An 18,027-nucleotide genomic window follows, 5' to 3' on the forward strand; every position below is an offset into this window, starting at 1 on the left:
CCGGGAGCGCTGGAGCGCAGGGGCCGGGGTGCCGGGGCGGGGGACGTTTCGGGCGTGCAACGATCCCCTGCCGGCGCGGCGTTATGCTCGGTCCATCCGAACGTGGACCGGGAGCGCGGCCATGGCCAAGCAGGCGAAATTCCGCATCGAGCACGACAGCATGGGGCAGTTGCGGGTCCCCGAAGAGGCACTGTGGGGCGCGCAGACCCAGCGCGCGGTGGACAACTTCCCCATCTCGGGCCGGCCGATGCCGCGCGACTTCATTCGGGCGCTGGGGCTGGTCAAGGCGGCTGCGGCCGACGTGAACGGCGGGCTCGGACTGTTGCGCAAGGGCATGGCGACGGCCATCCGCAAGGCCGCGCTGGAAGTCGCTGCCGGTGAGCATGACGCGCAGTTCCCGGTGGACGTGTTCCAGACCGGCTCGGGCACGTCCAGCAACATGAACGCCAACGAGGTCATCGCCACGCTGGCCTCGCGCATGGGCAAGGGGGCCGTGCACCCCAACGACCACGTGAACCTGGGACAGAGCTCCAACGACGTGGTACCGACGGCGATTCGCGTGTCCGCGCGGCTGGCGGCGGCGGAGGCGTTGTTGCCAGCACTCAAGCACCTGCGGCGGACGATTGCCACGCGTGCCAGGACGCTGGGCAGGGTCACCAAGACCGGGCGCACGCACCTCATGGATGCCATGCCGCTGACTTTCGGCCAGGAGTTCGGCACATGGGCGGCGCAACTGGAGTCCGCGCAGGCCAGGTTGGAGGACACACTCAAGCGGGTGCGGCGCCTGCCCATTGGCGGCACCGCCATTGGCACGGGCATCAATGCCGATCCGCGGTTCGGCAACGCCATGGCGAAGGCGCTGAGTGCACTTACCGACACCCGCTTCGAGTCCCCTGCCAACCGCTTCGAGGGCATTGCCGCCCAGGACGACCTGGTGGAGCTGTCCGGCCAGCTCAATGCATTGGCCGTGGCCTTGATGAAGATCGCCAACGACCTGCGCTGGATGAATTCCGGGCCGCTGGCCGGGCTGGGTGAGCTCGAACTGCCCGCACTGCAACCGGGCAGTTCGATCATGCCCGGCAAGGTCAACCCGGTGGTGCCCGAGGCGCTGGCGATGGTGTGCGCCCAGGTGATGGGCTATCACACGGCGATCACCGTGGCGGGCCAGAGCGGCAACTTCCAGTTGAACGTGATGCTGCCGCTGATCGGCGCCGACCTGCTTGATGGCATACACCTGTTGGCCAACGGGATGCGGCTGCTGGCCGATCGCAGCATTGCAGGCCTGCGCGTGCGCGAGGACCGCGTGCGTGAGGCATTGGACCGCAATCCGATCCTGGTCACCGCGCTCAACCCGATCATCGGTTATGAGAAGGCCGCGGCCATCGCCAAACAGGCCTACAAGGAGGGGCGGCCGGTGCTGGCCGTCGCGGTCGAAATGTCGGGCCTGTCGGAAGCGGAATTGCGAGGCCTGCTGGATCCGGTGGCGTTGACCAAGGGCGGAATCCGCGAAGGAGTTTCGGGCGGTTGAACGAAAACGGCGTCGTCTGTGCTGACGACGCCGTTCGGCCGTTCCGGAGCCCGGTGGGGCTGCCGGTTTGCTCAGCCCTCGGGTGGGGCTGGTGGCTCCGGGGGGGCGGGTGGCGCAGGCGGCGCGTCCGACTTGGCGGCGGTTTCGTCGTGGCAGTCGTCGATGTCCTTCGTGGTCATCGTGGCATACGGCTTGAACTCGGGAAGTGCGGCGGCCAGCTTCTCCTGTGAGTCCAGCACGGCGGGCAACCGGTTGCAGAGCACCTCCGCGTCGGCCTTGATCTTCTCCGCTTCGGCTTCGATGCGCTTCTCGATTTCGTCGGTGTTGCCGCTGAAGACGCCCTTGAGCGCTTCACCTGCCGCCTTCATGCCCAGTTCCGCCCCGCGTACGCCAATCACCATGCCAGCTTCGGCGATGGCCACGATGTTGGCGCGGTGCTCCAGCAGCAGGGCGCGTTGCTGGTCGTCGACCGTGACCGCCTTGCCATCGATCAGCAGGTCGCCCTTCGGGGAGATCTCCGCCTTGGGCAGGTTGCCGTTGTCGCTCGACAGCGTGATGGGCTCGTTGGCGAGCTTGGCGCGGGCCTTCTGGGTGGCTTCATCCACCACCTTGCCCAGCGCAGTGGCAGGGGCGTCGGCGGGTTCTGCCGGTGCCGGAGCGGACTGCTGGCGGCATGCGCCCAGCAGGGGAACGCAGGCCAGCAGGGTGAGGGTCGCGATGCGTACGTGCTTCATGACGTGGGGCCTTGAGTGAAGGAGTGGGGGAGCGACGAGGGCATCAGCCCTCGTCACGCCACCGGCGCAGGCGGATCGCGCCCAGGATCATTGCCGCACCGGCCACCACGCCAATCCACAGCGAGGGCGAGGCCAGGGTGGAGTAGGTGGTCTGCAGGTTGACCAGTGCATGCACCGCCTGCGGGCCCTCGGCGTCCACGTGGCCAATGCGCGCCGCATCGAACCAGGTGCCCGGCGCGACGCTGAACAACACACGGGCCACGACGTTCTTCCAGAACCAGGTCGCCTCGAGGTTGAACAGCTGCATCATGTCGAACCAGGTGACGAAGATGCCCGCGAACACCGGGATCATCACCGCCCACAGGAACGCCTTGCTGCGCGCCCAGGCCGAGCAGAGCATCAGCCAGCCCACGGTCGGCATGGCCCACAGGGCGTACACCGGCAACGAGGCGATCATGTTGCCGGCCACGGTCAGCGGGCTGGCTGGGCCCCACAGCAGCGTCAGCGGGTTGCCCCCGTGCAGCAGCACCAGGCCGCTGTACAGCACCAGCGAACCGAACATGGTCGCGATGCCTGCCGCTATCGCGAGGGCTGGTGCCACCACCACGGCGCTGGCCACTTTGGACAGCACGGTGTCGCGATCGGAGACCGGCAGGGATTTCCAGAACAGCACGCTGCGGTCCTTGCGGTCGTCGTAGAGGCAGCTCAGGCAGTAGAAGAACACGACGAAGGTCAGCACGATCAGCGGCCAGCTGGCTGCCATGTACAGGCTGGCGTCGATCACGCCGCCGAACTCGCGCAGTTCCTCCGGCCCCAGCTTTTCGGTCAGCTGCGACAGGTCGAGTCCGTTGATGCGGAAGCTACTGCCTTCGACGTTGACGGTGGCGTGGTCGGGTGCCTTGCGCAGGAAGGCTTCGCCGACACCGGCGCCCATCATGCTCAGCAGCAGGAAGATGCCGCCGGCCACAAGAGGGGCCCAGAGGAAACCACCCTTGTGCTCCCAGAACTCGCGCTTGAGCAGCAGTTTCAGCTTGTGGGTGGGATGCGGTGCGGCCACGGGGGCACGCACATGGGTTTCGACGACGGCATTCATGCGTAGGTCCCCTTCATGGTGGCGACGAACAGGTCGGCCAGGCCCGGCGTGCGGGTTTCACCGAGCGGTTCCAGCTGGGCAACGGGCACGCCGTCGAACAGCATCACGGTCTTGCCGAACGGCAGCGAGCGCTCGTCGATCGGCTTGAGGGCGCGGGCGGACTCCAGGTGCGCGGTATCCACCAGCACCTCGATGAAGCGGTCGCCCAACGACTCCATGTCGTTGTCCAGCACCACCTTGCCGTCGCGGATGAACATCACGTCGGTGAGGATGTGCTCGATCTCCTCGACCTGGTGGGTGGTGACGATGATGGTCTTTTCCTCGTCGAAGTAGTCCTCCAGCAGGCGCTGGTAGAACTGCTTGCGGTAGAGGATGTCCAGGCCCAGCGTCGGCTCGTCCAGCACCAGCAGCTTGGCGTCGATGGCCATCACCAGCGCCAGGTGCAGCTGCACGATCATGCCCTTGGACATCTCGCGAACGCGCAGGTTGGGCTTGAGCTGGGTGTGCTCGAGGAAACGCTCGCACTTGGCCCGGTCGAAGCGTGGGTGCACGCCGGCCACGAACTCGATGGCTTCCTTGACCCGGATCCAGCGCGGCAGCACCGCCACGTCGGCGATGAAGCACACGTCACGCATCAGGTCGTCGCGCTGGGTGCGCGGGTCACGGCCCAGCACGCTCAGCTCGCCTTCGAACGGGATCAGCCCGAGCACGGCCTTCAGCGCGGTGGTCTTGCCCGCGCCGTTGGGCCCGATCAGCCCGATGATGCGCCCGGTGGGGATGGAGAACGAGGTGTTGTCCAGCGCCACCTTGTTCTTGTAGGCCTTGCGCAGGTTGCGGGCGGTGACCACCGAGCCGGTGGCGACATTGGCCATGGTGTTCATGCCGTGCCTCCGATGGCCTTCGGCCCCATCAGCTCTTCCATGGACAGCCCCAGGCGCTGGATACGCTCCAGCACCAGCGGCCATTCCTCGCGAAGGAAGCGTTCACGTTCATTGACGAGCAACTTCCTTGCAGCCTCTTCTGTAACGTACATGCCCAGTCCCCTGCGCTTTTCTACGAGAGCCTCGTCCGCCAGTTCCTGATAGGCGCGCGAGACGGTGATTGGATTCAGCTGGTACTCGGCGGCGACCTGCCGGACGGAGGGCAGGGCGTCGCCGGGCTTGAGGACGCCATCGAGCATCATGGCGATGACGCGTTCCTTCAGCTGGCGATAGATGGGAGCGCCATCGCTCCATTGAATTGCGGTCATGGTCAACCCCGCTGTGCGAATGAGAAAAAGGGCATGACCAACGTCTGCCGGCGGTGGCGCGCACTCTTCCTGATCACGCGTTTGGGGGCCTCCGCGACGCCGTCCGTGCTGGACAGGCCGAGGGCGGCCGTGGAGGGGATGGCGCCGGGGACGGTCGCGAGCGGATTCGGCAGGCCGGAGGCGGGCTGGGCCGGGCTGGGGTCCGAAGGCAGGGCGACCAGCACCAGCAGGGCGCTGGCGGCGGCGAGGGTCAGGGCGGTGTGGCGGAGCGCGTTGTTCATGTGAACGTCCTGCTCGTTAGTAAACCGGTGTTGTATGCAACTATAACACCAAAACACGCCCCGTCAAGCACCGCCAACCCAACTGAAGTCATACTTGGGGCCCAACCCCGGTCCAGGTCCTTCACATGACCCGAAATACCGTTCTGGCAGCCGTGGCAGCTGTCTCCCTGGTAGTCGCGGGCGCGGCGCTTGCCGCCTCCGGCCTGCTGGCCCACAGCTACCGCCCCCTTGCGGGCAAAACCCCGGTCAATCTGGAAAAGACTTACGGCGGACAGGTGCTGCTTGTGGTCAATACCGCCAGCAAGTGCGGCTTCACACCGCAATTCGAAGCACTGGAAGCGCTTCACGCCAAGTACAAGAGCAAGGGCTTTGCCGTGCTCGGCTTCCCCTCGGGCGATTTCCGCGAACAGGAATTCACCGACGAGAAGCAGATCCAGGAGTTCTGCACGCTCACCTATGGGGTGAAGTTCCCCATGTTCGAGAAGGTGCACGTCGTGGGCGAGCAGGCCACTCCGTTCTACAAGGCGCTGGCGCAGGCCTCGGGCGAAGTGCCGAAGTGGAACTTCCACAAGTACCTCATCGACCGCGACGGGCGCCTGGTCGCCAGTTGGGGCAGCCGCACCAAGCCGGATGACAAAGTCATCGTGGCCGCCATCGAGCAGGCACTGAAGGCGCCCCGGCCCGCCCAGCGCTGAGGCCGATTGCCGTACGGGTCGCAGGTCGCGACAATGGGAACTTCGCGCCGCGCCAGCGGCGTATCCGACAGGAGCAGTCTCGGAATGAATGCTTTCGCGCGCGGCCTGGCCGTGTTGATCACCACCGCAGCAACGCTGACCGGCGCCGCTGCCATTGCCCAGGGAAAGACCGTGCTTACCAACGACCGCGAAAAGGTCAGCTACATGATCGGCCAGGACGTCGCGACCTCGATCGCGCCGGTGGGCCCGGACCTCGACGTCGCTGCCTTCGAGCGTGCGGTCAAGAACGCCTTTGACGGTGGCAAGCCGCTGCTGGAGGACAAGGATGCGCAGGCCGTGGGCAGCGCGCTGATGCAACGCATTGGCGTGCGCATGGGCAAGGCGCCTCCGGGCACCCAGGCCCCCGAGGTTGCCAAGGACAAGGTCGGCTATCTCGTGGGCGCCGACGTTGGCCGTTCGCTGGCCGGCATCAAGGAAGAAATCGAGTTGCCGGTGCTGATGCAGTCGGTGCGCACCGCGCTGGCCAAGCAGCCGTCGCTGCTGCCGGAAGCCGAGGCCAATGCCATCCGCGAGGCCTTCTCCCAGCGCATGCAGGCCAAGGCGCAGGCGCGTGCTGGCGAGCAGGCGCAGAAGAACAAGGCCGAGGGTGACGCCTTCCTGGCCAAGAACAAGTCGGTCAAGGGCGTGTTCACCACGCCGTCGGGCCTGCAGTACATGGTGCTGCGCCAGGGTTCGGGTCCGCGCCCGCAGGCCACCGACAAGGTGCGTGTGAACTACCACGGCACCCTGCTGGACGGCACCGTGTTCGACAGCTCGTACGATCGCGGCCAGGAGGCGGAGTTCCCGCTGAACCAGGTCATCGCCGGCTGGACCGAAGGCGTGGCGATGATGCCGGTGGGCAGCAAGTTCCGCTTCTGGATCCCGGGTGAGCTGGCCTACGGCGCGCGCGGAACCCCGGGCGGCCCGATCGGTCCGAACGCCACGCTGCAGTTCGACGTTGAGCTGATGGCGATCGTGCCGTAACGGTACGTTCAGTCCACTCCCGACACATTCCGACGGCACGTTTCCGTGCCCCCTCCGCCGCACCGGCCCCCGTCGGCGCGGCGGTCGTCGCATCACGATGGAGTCCTGTTCCATGAAGCAATCCGTGCGTCATATCGCCGTACTGGCCGCCGCCACCCTGGCGTTGGCCGCCTGCAACAAGCCCGCCGAGAAGGCCGAGGGCACCACCGCCGCTGACGCCGAGACCTCAGCCTCCACGGCGACCAAGATTCCGGGCCTGGAGGGTGAGAAGGCTCAGTCCGGCTACGTGATCGGCCTGGACATTGCCAAGTCGCTGGAGCCCGCCAAGGGCGAGTACGACCTCGACGCCATGATCAAGGGCCTGAAGGCCGGCGTGGCCGGTGAAAAGGCGCTGGTCGACGACAAGCAGGCGCAGGCCATCCGCGAGGCCTTCGGCCAGAAGATCCAGGCCAAGCGCATCGCCGAGATGATGGCCAAGGCCAAGAAGAACGCCGAGGACGGCACCAAGTTCCTGGCCGAGAACGGCAAGAAGGAAGGCGTGAAGACCACGGCCTCCGGCTTGCAGTACCAGGTCATCACCGAGGGCACCGGCGCCAAGCCGAAGGCGACCGACGTGGTGAAGGTGCATTACAAGGGCACCCTGCTGGACGGCAAGACCTTCGACAGCTCCTACGATCGGGGCGAGCCGGTGGTGTTCCCGTTGCAGGGTGTGGTCCCGGGCTGGCAGGAAGGCCTGCAACTGATGACCGTGGGCAGCAAGTACAAGTTCTGGATCCCGGCCAAGCTGGGCTATGGCGAAGCCGGCACCCCGGGCGGCCCGATCGGTCCGAACGAGACGCTGGTGTTCGAGGTCGAGCTGCAGGACGTGGTGCAGCCGAGCAAGAAGTAAGCCGCGCGGGCGATCGCTGTGATGCAGCGGTCGCCCTGCGTCGGGCAGTTTGTTGCGTCATCGCACTGAAGGATTCCAAGGAATGCGCGTCACCATTTTCGGCACCGGCTATGTGGGCCTGGTCACCGGTACCTGTCTGGCCGATGTCGGCCACGACGTGGTCTGCGTCGACATCGACGCGGCCAAGGTCGAGGGCCTGAACAACGGCATCATCCCGATCTTCGAGCCGGGGCTGGAGCCGATGGTGAAGGCCAACCATGCCGCGGGGCGCCTGCGTTTCACCACCGATGCTGCAGCGGCCATCACCCATGGCGACGTGGTGTTCATCGCGGTGGGCACTCCGCCGGACGAGGACGGCAGCGCGGACCTGAAGTACGTGCTGGCCGTGGCCCGCACCATTGGCCAGCACCTGGGCAAACCCGCGGTGGTGGTGGACAAGTCCACCGTGCCGGTGGGCACCGCGGACAAGGTGCGCGCGGCGATTGCCGCCGAGTTGGCCACGCGTGGCCAGGACATCGCATTCCACGTGGTGTCCAACCCCGAATTCCTGAAGGAGGGCGATGCGGTCAACGACTGCATGCGCCCGGATCGCATCGTGATCGGTGCCGACGATGCCGGCGCGGTGGAGAAGCTCAAGCGCCTGTACGCGCCGTTCAACCGCAACCACGAGCGCATCGTGGTGATGGACGTGCGCTCGGCCGAGCTGACCAAGTACGCCGCCAACGCGATGCTGGCGACCAAGATCAGCTTCATGAACGAGATCGCCAACATCGCCGAGCGCGTCGGCGCGGACATCGAGATGGTGCGGCAGGGTATTGGCTCGGACCCGCGCATTGGCTGGCACTTCATCTATCCCGGCGCCGGCTATGGCGGTTCCTGCTTCCCCAAGGACGTGCAGGCGCTGGCCAAGACGGCGCAGCAGTACGGTTACAACGCCGAGTTGCTGAATTCGGTGGAGTCGGTCAACGACCGGCAGAAGGGCCACCTGTTCGAGTTGATGGCGCGCCATTACGGCGGCGTCGAGGCGCTGCGTGGCAAGACCGTGGCCGTGTGGGGCCTGGCGTTCAAGCCCAACACCGACGACATGCGCGAAGCGTCCAGCCGCACGCTGCTGGCGAAGTTGTGGGGGGCGGGCGCCAAGGTGCGCGCGTACGACCCGGAGGCGCACCACGAGGCGCAGCGTATCTTCGGCGAGCGTGATGACCTGCTGCTGTGCGATTCGGCCTACCAGGCGCTGGTGGACGTGGACGCGCTGGTGGTGGTGACCGAATGGAAGCAATTCCGCAGTCCGGACTTCGCCCGCGTGCGCGATGCGCTGCGCGACAAGGTGGTGTTCGATGGTCGCAACCTGTACCACCCGGACGAGCTGGAAGCGCTGGGTCTGGCGTATTACGGCATCGGTCGTGGCCGATCGATCCAGGCGAGCGCATGAGCGGCGAGCTTGAACAGCGGCTGGTGGACCTGGAAACACGGCTCGCGTTCCAGGAGCACTCATTGACTGAACTGAGTGACGCCCTGGCCGCGGCTCGCAATGACGAGACGCGCAACGCGCTGTTGCTGCACCGCGTGCTGGAAGAGCTGAAGCAGCTTCGCCTGGCGATGTCGAATGCGCCGCTGACCGGCGATCCCGCCAGCGAACCGCCTCCGCCGCACTATTGATACCTGTCCGTTGGCCGCTGCGGTGCTTACGTGCGGCGCGGATGCATCACGCAAGAGAGACACCATGAGCAACAGCCTTCGCGACCAGCTGCTCGGCCTCGGATTCACCGCACCGGCCAAACCCGAGCGTTCCGACAAGCCCAGTGCTGGCAAGCCCGGTGCGGGCAGGCCTGGCACGGGCAAGTCGGGTCCGGCCCGCGACAGCGGAAAGGGGCGTCCGGGTGGTCACCCGCACCCGCGCGGTGGTGGTGGAAAGGGGGAACAGGGGCGACCCGGCCACCCCGGCGGTGGGCGACCCCAGGGGCAGAAGTCCGGCAAACCCGCGAGCCGCGAAGACATTGACCTTGCCAAGGCTTACGCCATCCGCGCCCAACGCGAGAAGGACGAACGCATCGCCGCGGAAAAGGCGAAGCAGGAAGAAGCGCGGATCAAGCGCGAGGCCCGCGCCAAGCTGGCCGAGTTCATCAAGGACAAGGGCCTGAACGTGGCCGATGCCGAGATCGCACGCCATTTTCCCTACGGCGGCAAGATCAAGCGCATCTACGTGACCGCCGAACAGCTGAAGGCGCTCAACGCCGGCGAGTTGGGCGTGGTGCAACTGGAGGGGCGCTACCTGCTGGTGACCGCCGAGGTGCTTGCGCAGGCCGAGGCGATTTTCGCGCAGGCAGTGGCGCTCAAGGTGGATCCGAATGCGCCCGCCGAAGAAGACCCGTACAGCGACCCGGCGTTCCAGGTGCCGGACGACCTGGTCTGGTGAGGGGCATGGGGCGCGGTGATGCGCGCCCCATGCAGGTCAGTCGGGTGGCGATCGCCACCGGCAGACATCGCACAGTCAGAACTTTTCGCCGACCGGCAGATAACGCCATTCTCCCACCGGCATCTTGTTCAGCGAGATCCGGCCGATGCGCAAACGCCGGATGGAGACCACATCGAGCCCGACCTCGCGGCACATGTGGCGCAACTGCCCGGGCTGCACGGCCTTGATGGCAAAACGCAGCCGGGTCTCGTTCTGCCAGCTGACCTTGCACGGTGGCAGTGCGCTGCCACGGTAGTGAAGGCCATTGGCGAGCCTGCTCATGCCGTAGGGCGCGATGCTGCCAGCCACCTCGACCACGAACTCCTGCTCGATGAGCGCGTATTCTTCGGTCAACCGGCGGCGGACCCGGCCGTCCTGGGTGAGCACCAGCAGGCCACTGGCTTCAGCGTCCAGCGGCATCAGTGGCGCCAGCCGGTGGAAATGGCGCTTGAGCATGCGCACTTCCGACATATCGCCCTCGGCGCGTGTCGCGGGCGTCACCAAGGCCGCCGCGTCCTGGATATCCACGCCAGCGGGCTTGTGCAGCAGCATCGTGGCCGGCTCGATGGGCTCCAGGCGGGCACCGGGTGCGAGCTCCAACTTCTGCGCAGCCACCATGGCCTGCGGTTCCTCCACGACCTGGCCATCGACCAGCACCCAGCCGCCTTCGATGTACTGCTGGGCGTCCGCACGGGAACAACCAAGCAACTCGGCGATGCGTTTGTCGAGGCGGGTAGGTTCGGACATGACCGGATTCGTGGCGACGGGCTGCAAGTGTAATGATATGCGGCCCGATGATCTGGAAATGGGTTGTCGCCGCCGCTCCATGTTCAGGAACCCATGAAGACTCCCCCCGGCTTGCAGCCATTGATCGACGACGGCGTGATCGACGAAGTGATGCGTCCCCTCAAGAGCGGCAAGGAGGCGGCGGTGTACGTGGTGCGCTCAGGCGATGACGTCCGTTGCGCCAAGGTCTACAAGGACATGGCCCAGCGCAGCTTCCAGCAGCGGGTCCAGTACCAGGAGGGCCGCAAGGTGCGCGGCAGCCGCGAGGCCCGTGCCATCGGCAAGGCCAGCAAGTATGGGCGCAAGCAGCAGGAGACCGCCTGGAAGAATACCGAGGTAGACGCGCTGTACCAGTTGCGCGATGCGGGCGTACGCGTTCCCGAGCCCTTTGGCTACTACCACGGCGTGCTTGTGATGGAACTAGTGACCGACGCCGACGGCCATTCCGCGCCCCGGCTGGGCGAGGTGGAGCTTGCGCCGGACCAGGCGCGCGGCTTCCACCGGTTCCTGGTCCGCCACATCGTGAAGATGCTGTGCGTCGGGCTGATCCACGGCGACCTGTCGGAGTACAACGTGTTGGTCGCACCTGATGGCCCGGTCATCATCGACTTCCCGCAGGTGGTGAGCGCCGCGGGCAACAATGCCGCGCGCACGATGCTGTTGCGCGACGTCAACAACATCACCGCCAGTCTGGGCCGTTGGGCGCCCGATCTGTTGGACACCTGGTACGCGGAAGAGATGTGGGCGTTGTTCGAGGCTGGCGAGCTGCATCCGAATAGCGAGCTCACCGGCGAGTTCGAGCACGACACCACGGTGGCCGACGTCGACAGCGTGCGGCACGCGATCAACGACGCCCGCGAGGAAGCGCTGATCCGCCAGCAGGGCCGCGAGGCCGCGGCCGCGGCGGACTAGGCAACGTTTACTCCGGGTCGTAATCCAGGTTGGACGCCAGCCAACGCTCTGCCTGTGCGAGGGTGACGCCCTTGCGCCGCGCGTAGTCCTCCGCCTGCTCTTTCGACACGCGGCCAACCACGAAGTACTGGCTGCCGGGGTGGCTGAAGTAGTAGCCGGATACCGCCGCTGCCGGATACATCGCGAAACTTTCGGTCAGGCGCAAGCCGATGCGCTGCTCGGCATCGAGCAGGCGGAACAGCGTGGCCTTCTCGCTGTGCTCGGGGCAGGCCGGGTAGCCGGGGGCGGGGCGGATGCCACGGTACTGCTCGTCGATCAACGCCTCGCTGTCGAGCGACTCGTCGGGCGCGTAGCCCCAGAATTCGGTGCGCACGCGTTGATGCAGGCGTTCGGCCAGCGTTTCGGCGAGGCGGTCGGCCAAGGCCTTGAGCAGGATGGCGTTGTAGTCGTCGTGGTCGGCTTCGAAGCGGGCGACATGTTCCTCGATACCGATGCCGGCGGTCACCGCGAAACCGCCGATCCAGTCCTGGCGTCCGCTGTCGAGCGGCGCGACGAAGTCGGCGAGACAGAAGTCGGGACGCTCGACTGGCTTGTCGGCCTGTTGGCGCAGGAAGTGCAGGGCCTCCGCGTGGCCTTCCACATCAAGCACTACGTCGTCGCCCACCGCGTGCGCGGGCCACAACGCAAATACCGCCTTGGCGGTCAGCCACTTCTCCTTGACGATGCGGTCGAGCATGGTACGGGCGTCGCGGTACAACTCGCGTGCCTGCGTGCCCACGATCTCGTCATCAAGGATGGCCGGAAAACGGCCGGCCAGCTCCCATGCCTGGAAGAAAGGAGTCCAGTCGATCAGCTCGACCAGGTCGTCCAGCGGCCAGTCGTCGAACACATGCAGGCCGGGCTGGTTGGGCGCGGGCGGGGCGTAGTCAGCCCAATCGCCGTCGAAGCGCTGTGCGCGCGCCTTCTCCAGCGATACCAGCCGCTTGCCGTCGCCGCGGTTGCGGTGACGCTCACGGATCTCCGCGTAATCGGAGGCATTGGCGGCGACGAACGCATCGCGCAGGTCCACGCTGATCAGCGACTGCGCCACGCCCACCGCACGCGAGGCGTCCTTCACCCACACCGTGGGCGCCTGGTAATGCGGATCGATCTTGAGTGCGGTGTGCGCGCGCGACGTGGTGGCGCCGCCGATCATCAGCGGCATGCTCAGCCCTTGGCGCTGCATCTCGCGCGCAACGTGACTCATCTCCTCCAGCGAGGGCGTGATCAGCCCGGACAGGCCGACCAGGTCGGCGTTCTCGCGCACGGCGGCATCCAGGATGGTCTGCGCCGGCACCATCACCCCCAGGTCGATGACCTCGAAGTTGTTGCAGGCCAGCACCACGCCGACGATGTTCTTGCCGATGTCGTGCACGTCGCCCTTGACCGTGGCCATCACGATCTTGCCGTTGGACTTGCCAGCGTCGCCGGTACGCAGCTTCTCGGCCTCGATGTAAGGCAGCAGGTAGGCCACCGCCTTTTTCATCACGCGCGCGGACTTCACCACCTGCGGCAGGAACATCTTGCCGGCGCCAAACAGGTCGCCGACCACGTTCATGCCGTCCATCAACGGGCCTTCGATCACGTCGAGCGGACGGGTCGAAAGCGCTCGTGCCTCCTCGGTGTCGCCCTCGATGTACTGGTCGATGCCGTGTACCAGCGCATGGCTCAGGCGCTCGCGTACCGGCTTGTCGCGCCAGGCCAGGTCCTCGACCTTCTTCTCGCCCTTCTTGCCCTTGTAGCGGTCGGCGATCTCGAGCAGCCGCTCGGTGGCATCGGCTCGGCGGTTGAACACCACGTCTTCGACGCGCTCGCGTAGCAGCGGATCGAGGTCGTCATACAGCGGCAGCGCGCCGGCGTTGACGATGCCCATGTCCATGCCCGCCTTGATGGCGTGGTACAGGAACACGACATGGATGGCTTGGCGCACCGGCTCGTTGCCGCGGAACGAGAATGAGACGTTGGAGACGCCACCGGAGATGTGGCTGAAGGGATGTCGCCGCTTCAGCTCGCGGCAGGCCTCGATGAAGGCCACCGCATAGTCGTTGTGCTCCTCGATGCCGGTGGCGACCGCGAACACGTTGGGGTCGAAGATGATGTCTTCCGGCGGGAAGCCGATCTCCTCGGTCAGCAGTTTGTAGGCGCGCGAGCAGATCTCGACCTTGCGTTCGACGGTGTCGGCCTGGCCGGTCTCGTCGAAGGCCATGACCACCACCGCCGCGCCATAACGGCGCACCAGCCGTGCCTGGCGCAGGAATTCGGTTTCGCCCTCCTTCATCGAGATGGAGTTGACGATGCCCTTGCCCTGCAGGCACTTCAGCCCGGCCTCGATCACGCTCCACTTGGAGCTGTCGACCATGACCGGCACCCGCGCAATGTCGGGCTCGGCGGCGATCAGGTTGAGGTAGGTGACCATTGCCTGTTCGGAATCGAGCAGGCCCTCGTCCATGTTGACGTCGATGACCTGCGCGCCGTTCTCCACCTGCTGGCGGGCAACGACCACGGCCTCGTCAAAGCGACCTTCGAGGATCAGCTTCTTGAACTGCGCCGAGCCGGTGACGTTGGTGCGCTCGCCAACGTTGACGAAGTTGCTCTGAGGGGTGATCTGCAGCGGCTCGAGGCCGCTGAGGCGGGTTTGGCGGGGGAGGGATTGCATGGGATTCAGTTGCCTGCGGCCGTGGACGGCCGGAGATCACGAACAGAGGGGGACGTGCGGTTGGCCGGTACGGCCCAGCTGGAGCGGTTCACGGACAACGTACGATTGCAGCCAGTCACGCGGCGTTCTCCAGGTCAGGGCGCACACGCGGAGGCGCGTTGGCCACCGCCTCGGCGATGGCGGCAATGTGCTCTGGCGTGGTGCCGCAACAGCCGCCCACCAGGTTCAGCAGGCCCGCCTCGGCAAAGCTGCGAAGCACGGCCGCCATGTCTTCCGGCGTCTCGTCGTAGCCGCCAAACGCATTGGGCAGGCCTGCGTTGGGATGGCAACTGACGTAGGCATCGGCCACCTGGGCCAGCACGTCGACATGCACGCGCAGGTCCTTGGCGCCCAGCGCGCAGTTCAGGCCAATGGCCAAGGGTTGCGCATGGCGCAGCGAGTACCAGAATGCCTCGGCCGTCTGCCCCGATAGGGTGCGGCCGGAGGCATCGGTGATGGTGCCGGAGATCATCACTGGCAGGCGGGCGTCACGGGCCTCGAAAGCCTCCTCGATGGCGAACAGCGCGGCCTTGGCGTTGAGCGTGTCGAACACGGTCTCCACCATCAGGATGTCGGCACCACCGTCGATCAGCCCGTCGGCGGCCTCACGGTAGGCCACGCGCAGCTCGTCGAAGCTGATGGCGCGGAAACCCGGGCGATTGACGTCCGGGCTGAGAGAGGCGGTGCGGCTGGTCGGCCCCAGCACGCCGATCACGAAGCGCGGATGGGATGGGTCGTGGATTTCAGCTTCGTCACAGGCCGCGCGGGCGAGGCGCGCGCCTTCGACGTTCAACTCGCGCGCCAGGTGCTGCAGGCCGTAGTCCGCCAGCGAAATGGTGGTCGAATTGAACGTGTTGGTTTCGATCAGGTCCGCGCCCGCATCGAGATACTGGCGGTGGATGCCGGTGATGATGTCCGGACGGGTCAGGCTGAGCAGGTCGTTGTTGCCGCGCTGGTCGTGGCCGCAGCCGCAACCTTCGCCGTGGGCGTGGCCGCTCGTTGGCGACCACAGGCGGTCATAGCCCTCGGCGAAGCGTTCGCCGCGATAGTCGCCTTCCTCCAGCTGGTGCCGCTGGATCATGGTGCCCATCGCCCCGTCGATGATCAGGATGCGTTCGCGCAACTGCTGCTGCAGGGCTTCGGCACGGGCGGGGTTGAGCCAGGGGAGGGTGTTCATGCGGGACTGCCTACCTTGCAACCAGCGGCTTGCGCGCAATGAGCGCGATGACTTCGAAATGGGGCGGACGGCGCTCGCGGGTGACGGTCTCGCAGGAGACGATGTCGAAACCGGCGCGGCTTGCAAAACGGCTCAGCTCCTTCTCGCTGAAGCCCAGGTTGACGTGGCCAAAGCCTTCGACCGCGGTGCGATGCTCATGTTTGGCCAGGCTGGTCAGCAGCAATCGGCCGCCGGGACGCAGCACGCGCGAGGCTTCCAGCACTGCTTGTGCCGGGTGCTCGGCGTAGGTCAACGCGTGCATCAGCACGACGAGGTCGAACTGTTCGTCAGCGAAGGGCAGGGCGTGCATATCGCCCTCGCGGACCTCCACGTTCTTCAGCTTGCGCAGGCGCTCGGAGGCGGCCAGCACTACCTTCGTGCTGGAATCCAGGCACACGTAACGGCGCGAATGCGGGGCCAGCAGTTCGGCCAGCACGCCATCGCCGGAAGCAATGTCCAGCACGTCCCCGGGCTCCAGCAGCGGCAGCGCCGAGCGCGCCATGGCTTCCCACGTACGCCCGGGCGAGTAATGGCGCTCCATGTCGCCGGCCACCGAGTCGGCCCAGTTCTGGTCGGCGGCGCGACTGGCCAGCACCTCGGTGACGCGGTCGGCGTCCTGGCGCAGCAGCGGATCGTCGCTACCCTCGCGCAGGGTTTGCCACAATGCGCGCTGCGCCGTGTCCAGGGCGGTGTCGTCGAACCGGTAGTAGGCCGATACGCCCGCGCGGCGATCGCGCACCAGCCCGGCTTCCTTCAGCTTGGCCAGGTGGGTGGACACCCGCGGCTGGGCCAGGCGGGTGATGGCGGAAAGCTCCGCCACGGTCAGTTCCTCGCGTTCCAGCAGGGCCAGCAGTCGCACGCGGGTGGCGTCGGCGAATACCTTGAGTCGGGACGACCAGCCTTCCAGATCCATTGAGCACCTTTAATCAATCTATCGCGATATAGCGATAATTGTGGCCGGTGCGGTGGCGAGGGTCAAGCCGCGTGACCTTGATCATTGGGGTTCGGCAACAGGGACGGCTACAATTGCAAACGTAACCAATCGCGGGCGCACGCCGCCCAACAGCCAGTCGAGGTGCTTTCGTGGATTTCCGCTTTACCGAAGAGCAGTTGATGATCCAGGACGTGGCGCGCCGTATCGCCCAGGAAAAAATTGCTCCGAGTGCCGAGCACCACGACAAGACCGGCGAGTTCCCGCTGGACAACATCCGCACCCTGGGCGAAAACGGCCTGATGGGCATCGAAGTGCCGGCCGAGTATGGCGGCGCCGGCATGGACCCGATCAGCTACGTCCTGGCCATGATCGAAATCGCGCACGCCGACGCGGCGCACTCGACCATCGTCTCGGTCAACAATTCACTGTTCTGCAACGGCATCCTCAAGTTCGGCACCGAGGAGCAGAAGCAGCTCTACGTGCGTGCGATCGCCGAAGGCCGTGAAATCGGCGCCTTCGCGCTGACCGAGCCGCAGTCGGGTTCCGACGCCACCGCCATGCGCTGCAAGGCCACCAAGCAGGCTGATGGCACCTACGTCGTCAACGGCAAGAAGAGCTGGATCACTTCCGGCCCGGTGGCCAAGTACATCGTGCTGTTCGCGATGACCGACCCGGACAAGGGCGCGCGCGGCATCACCGCATTCATGATCGACACCGATCGCGAAGGCTTCCACCGCGGCAAGACCGAGCCCAAGCTGGGCATCCGCGCTTCGGCCACCTGCGAGATCGAGTTCACCGACTACGTGGTGCAGCCGCACGAAGTGCTGGGTGCCGAGGGCGAGGGCTTCAGGATCGCGATGAGCGTGCTGGATGCCGGCCGCATTGGCATTGCTTCGCAGGCGTTGGGCATCGCACGCGCCGCGTACGAGGCGACCCTCGCCTACGTGAAGGAGCGCAAGGCCTTCGGTGCGCCGATCGGCACTTTCCAGATGACCCAGGCCAAGATCGCCGACATGAAGTGCAAGCTCGATGCCGCCACGTTGCTGACGCTGCGCGCGGCGTGGCAGAAGGGCGAGTTCGAGAAGGGCGGCGCCCGCTTCAGCAACGAGGCGGCGATCGCCAAGCTGACCGCGTCCGAGGCGGCGATGTGGATCGCCCACCAGGCCGTGCAGATCCACGGCGGCATGGGCTACTCGAAGGAAATGCCGTTGGAGCGTTACTTCCGCGACGCCAAGATCACCGAGATCTATGAGGGTACCAGCGAGATCCAGCGCCTGGTCATCGCCCGCAACGAGACCGGCCTGCGCTGATCTCCCATGAAACGCCTGCAAGGCAAAGCCGCGCCCGCCACCGCCTGCCATGTGCATCGCGGTGGCGATCGCCGCGATAAACCGATCGCCCGTCGCGGCGTCTCTGTCGACCTCTCCAAAGGGTCGGACGAGGCGTGCCACGGTGTTGTTCCCCGCTGACTTTCCCCGACTGGCCTGCGCGAAAGCGT

General features: G+C 66.2%; 19 protein-coding genes. 10 read left to right on the forward strand and 9 right to left on the reverse strand.

Going from position 1 to position 18,027, the window contains the following annotated elements:
• The first annotated feature begins 121 nt into the window (after positions 1-121).
• Entirely contained in the window at positions 122-1,528 is a 1,407-nt protein-coding gene (locus N800_RS06405) for a class II fumarate hydratase (RefSeq protein WP_036136130.1), read from the forward strand.
• Between the two features lie 71 nt (positions 1,529-1,599).
• Here N800_RS06405 and N800_RS06410 read toward each other — a convergent pair whose 3' ends face one another.
• The 5 genes from N800_RS06410 to N800_RS06430 are packed head-to-tail and all read right to left on the reverse strand — an operon-like array spanning position 1,600 to position 4,885.
• Entirely contained in the window at positions 1,600-2,262 is a 663-nt protein-coding gene (locus N800_RS06410) for a YggN family protein (RefSeq protein WP_232227554.1), read from the reverse strand.
• A 43-nt stretch (positions 2,263-2,305) separates the two neighbouring features.
• Positions 2,306-3,355, reverse strand: coding sequence for a hypothetical protein (locus tag N800_RS06415; protein WP_036136133.1), 1,050 nt, complete (start codon positions 3,353-3,355; stop codon positions 2,306-2,308).
• On the reverse strand, positions 3,352-4,227 hold the full coding sequence (locus tag N800_RS06420) for an ABC transporter ATP-binding protein (protein ID WP_036136302.1): 876 nt from the start codon (positions 4,225-4,227) through the stop codon (positions 3,352-3,354). The genes N800_RS06415 and N800_RS06420 overlap by 4 nt, the downstream gene beginning before the upstream one ends.
• A 5-nt stretch (positions 4,228-4,232) precedes the next feature.
• The gene (locus N800_RS06425; protein ID WP_036136135.1) at positions 4,233-4,604 is read right to left on the reverse strand and encodes a GntR family transcriptional regulator; all 372 of its coding nucleotides are present in this window, start codon (positions 4,602-4,604) and stop codon (positions 4,233-4,235) included.
• Between the two features lie 2 nt (positions 4,605-4,606).
• Positions 4,607-4,885 carry a hypothetical protein gene (locus N800_RS06430; protein WP_036136137.1) on the reverse strand — a complete coding sequence of 93 codons (279 nt, stop codon included), beginning with the start codon at positions 4,883-4,885 and terminating at the stop codon, positions 4,607-4,609.
• A 125-nt stretch (positions 4,886-5,010) separates the two neighbouring features.
• Here N800_RS06430 and N800_RS06435 point away from each other — a divergent pair, with 125 nt between their 5' ends.
• From N800_RS06435 to N800_RS06460, 6 genes are all read left to right on the forward strand, one after another.
• The gene (locus N800_RS06435; protein ID WP_036136140.1) at positions 5,011-5,580 is read left to right on the forward strand and encodes a glutathione peroxidase; all 570 of its coding nucleotides are present in this window, start codon (positions 5,011-5,013) and stop codon (positions 5,578-5,580) included.
• A gap of 84 nt (positions 5,581-5,664) precedes the next feature.
• Positions 5,665-6,603, forward strand: coding sequence for an FKBP-type peptidyl-prolyl cis-trans isomerase N-terminal domain-containing protein (locus tag N800_RS06440; protein ID WP_036136142.1), 939 nt, complete (start codon positions 5,665-5,667; stop codon positions 6,601-6,603).
• Between the two features lie 112 nt (positions 6,604-6,715).
• Positions 6,716-7,492, forward strand: coding sequence for a BamJ family beta-barrel-assembly machinery protein (gene bamJ, locus N800_RS06445; RefSeq protein WP_036136144.1), 777 nt, complete (start codon positions 6,716-6,718; stop codon positions 7,490-7,492).
• Positions 7,493-7,574: 82 nt separating this feature from the next.
• Complete coding sequence (locus N800_RS06450) at positions 7,575-8,924, forward strand: UDP-glucose dehydrogenase family protein (RefSeq protein ID WP_036136146.1); 1,350 nt, start codon at positions 7,575-7,577, stop codon at positions 8,922-8,924.
• The gene (locus N800_RS06455) at positions 8,921-9,151 is read left to right on the forward strand and encodes a SlyX family protein (protein ID WP_036136148.1); all 231 of its coding nucleotides are present in this window, start codon (positions 8,921-8,923) and stop codon (positions 9,149-9,151) included. The genes N800_RS06450 and N800_RS06455 overlap by 4 nt, the downstream gene beginning before the upstream one ends.
• A gap of 64 nt (positions 9,152-9,215) precedes the next feature.
• Entirely contained in the window at positions 9,216-9,908 is a 693-nt protein-coding gene (locus tag N800_RS06460; RefSeq protein WP_036136150.1) for a DUF2058 domain-containing protein, read from the forward strand.
• A gap of 75 nt (positions 9,909-9,983) precedes the next feature.
• On the opposite strand, the gene N800_RS06465 is transcribed toward N800_RS06460, so the two are convergent.
• On the reverse strand, positions 9,984-10,694 hold the full coding sequence (locus N800_RS06465) for an rRNA pseudouridine synthase (protein ID WP_036136153.1): 711 nt from the start codon (positions 10,692-10,694) through the stop codon (positions 9,984-9,986).
• Between the two features lie 93 nt (positions 10,695-10,787).
• On the opposite strand from N800_RS06465, the gene N800_RS06470 reads away from it, so the two are divergent.
• Positions 10,788-11,645, forward strand: coding sequence for a PA4780 family RIO1-like protein kinase (locus tag N800_RS06470; RefSeq protein ID WP_036136156.1), 858 nt, complete (start codon positions 10,788-10,790; stop codon positions 11,643-11,645).
• A 7-nt stretch (positions 11,646-11,652) separates the two neighbouring features.
• On the opposite strand, the gene metH is transcribed toward N800_RS06470, so the two are convergent.
• The 3 genes from metH to N800_RS06485 form a co-directional block, all read right to left on the reverse strand.
• Positions 11,653-14,340: a methionine synthase gene (gene metH, locus N800_RS06475; RefSeq protein ID WP_036136159.1), complete on the reverse strand. Its 2,688-nt coding sequence runs from the start codon at positions 14,338-14,340 to the stop codon at positions 11,653-11,655.
• A 115-nt stretch (positions 14,341-14,455) separates the two neighbouring features.
• Entirely contained in the window at positions 14,456-15,556 is a 1,101-nt protein-coding gene (locus N800_RS06480) for a homocysteine S-methyltransferase family protein (protein WP_052107978.1), read from the reverse strand.
• A gap of 10 nt (positions 15,557-15,566) precedes the next feature.
• The gene (locus N800_RS06485) at positions 15,567-16,508 is read right to left on the reverse strand and encodes an ArsR/SmtB family transcription factor (protein WP_036136165.1); all 942 of its coding nucleotides are present in this window, start codon (positions 16,506-16,508) and stop codon (positions 15,567-15,569) included.
• A 128-nt stretch (positions 16,509-16,636) separates the two neighbouring features.
• On the opposite strand from N800_RS06485, the gene N800_RS06490 reads away from it, so the two are divergent.
• Together N800_RS06490 and N800_RS15850 are read left to right on the forward strand one after the other, a co-directional pair.
• On the forward strand, positions 16,637-17,839 hold the full coding sequence (locus N800_RS06490) for an acyl-CoA dehydrogenase family protein (RefSeq protein ID WP_332257271.1): 1,203 nt from the start codon (positions 16,637-16,639) through the stop codon (positions 17,837-17,839).
• 6 nt (positions 17,840-17,845) lie between these two features.
• Positions 17,846-17,998, forward strand: a complete 153-nt coding sequence (locus tag N800_RS15850) for a hypothetical protein (RefSeq protein WP_156962894.1) — start codon at positions 17,846-17,848, stop codon at positions 17,996-17,998.
• The last annotated feature ends 29 nt before the right edge of the window (positions 17,999-18,027 follow it).

The organism is Lysobacter daejeonensis GH1-9, from assembly GCF_000768355.1.
Lineage (GTDB): Bacteria > Pseudomonadota > Gammaproteobacteria > Xanthomonadales > Xanthomonadaceae > Aerolutibacter > Aerolutibacter daejeonensis.

Coding starts and splice junctions, on each gene's coding strand:
- N800_RS06405 (WP_036136130.1), top strand. CDS start 122: ATGGCCAAGCAGGCGAAATTCCGCATCGAGCACGACAGCATGGGGCAG.
- N800_RS06410 (WP_232227554.1), bottom strand. CDS start 2,262: ATGAAGCACGTACGCATCGCGACCCTCACCCTGCTGGCCTGCGTTCCC.
- N800_RS06415 (WP_036136133.1), bottom strand. CDS start 3,355: ATGAATGCCGTCGTCGAAACCCATGTGCGTGCCCCCGTGGCCGCACCG.
- N800_RS06420 (WP_036136302.1), bottom strand. CDS start 4,227: ATGGCCAATGTCGCCACCGGCTCGGTGGTCACCGCCCGCAACCTGCGC.
- N800_RS06425 (WP_036136135.1), bottom strand. CDS start 4,604: ATGACCGCAATTCAATGGAGCGATGGCGCTCCCATCTATCGCCAGCTG.
- N800_RS06430 (WP_036136137.1), bottom strand. CDS start 4,885: ATGAACAACGCGCTCCGCCACACCGCCCTGACCCTCGCCGCCGCCAGC.
- N800_RS06435 (WP_036136140.1), top strand. CDS start 5,011: ATGACCCGAAATACCGTTCTGGCAGCCGTGGCAGCTGTCTCCCTGGTA.
- N800_RS06440 (WP_036136142.1), top strand. CDS start 5,665: ATGAATGCTTTCGCGCGCGGCCTGGCCGTGTTGATCACCACCGCAGCA.
- bamJ (WP_036136144.1), top strand. CDS start 6,716: ATGAAGCAATCCGTGCGTCATATCGCCGTACTGGCCGCCGCCACCCTG.
- N800_RS06450 (WP_036136146.1), top strand. CDS start 7,575: ATGCGCGTCACCATTTTCGGCACCGGCTATGTGGGCCTGGTCACCGGT.
- N800_RS06455 (WP_036136148.1), top strand. CDS start 8,921: ATGAGCGGCGAGCTTGAACAGCGGCTGGTGGACCTGGAAACACGGCTC.
- N800_RS06460 (WP_036136150.1), top strand. CDS start 9,216: ATGAGCAACAGCCTTCGCGACCAGCTGCTCGGCCTCGGATTCACCGCA.
- N800_RS06465 (WP_036136153.1), bottom strand. CDS start 10,694: ATGTCCGAACCTACCCGCCTCGACAAACGCATCGCCGAGTTGCTTGGT.
- N800_RS06470 (WP_036136156.1), top strand. CDS start 10,788: ATGAAGACTCCCCCCGGCTTGCAGCCATTGATCGACGACGGCGTGATC.
- metH (WP_036136159.1), bottom strand. CDS start 14,340: ATGCAATCCCTCCCCCGCCAAACCCGCCTCAGCGGCCTCGAGCCGCTG.
- N800_RS06480 (WP_052107978.1), bottom strand. CDS start 15,556: ATGAACACCCTCCCCTGGCTCAACCCCGCCCGTGCCGAAGCCCTGCAG.
- N800_RS06485 (WP_036136165.1), bottom strand. CDS start 16,508: ATGGATCTGGAAGGCTGGTCGTCCCGACTCAAGGTATTCGCCGACGCC.
- N800_RS15850 (WP_156962894.1), top strand. CDS start 17,846: ATGAAACGCCTGCAAGGCAAAGCCGCGCCCGCCACCGCCTGCCATGTG.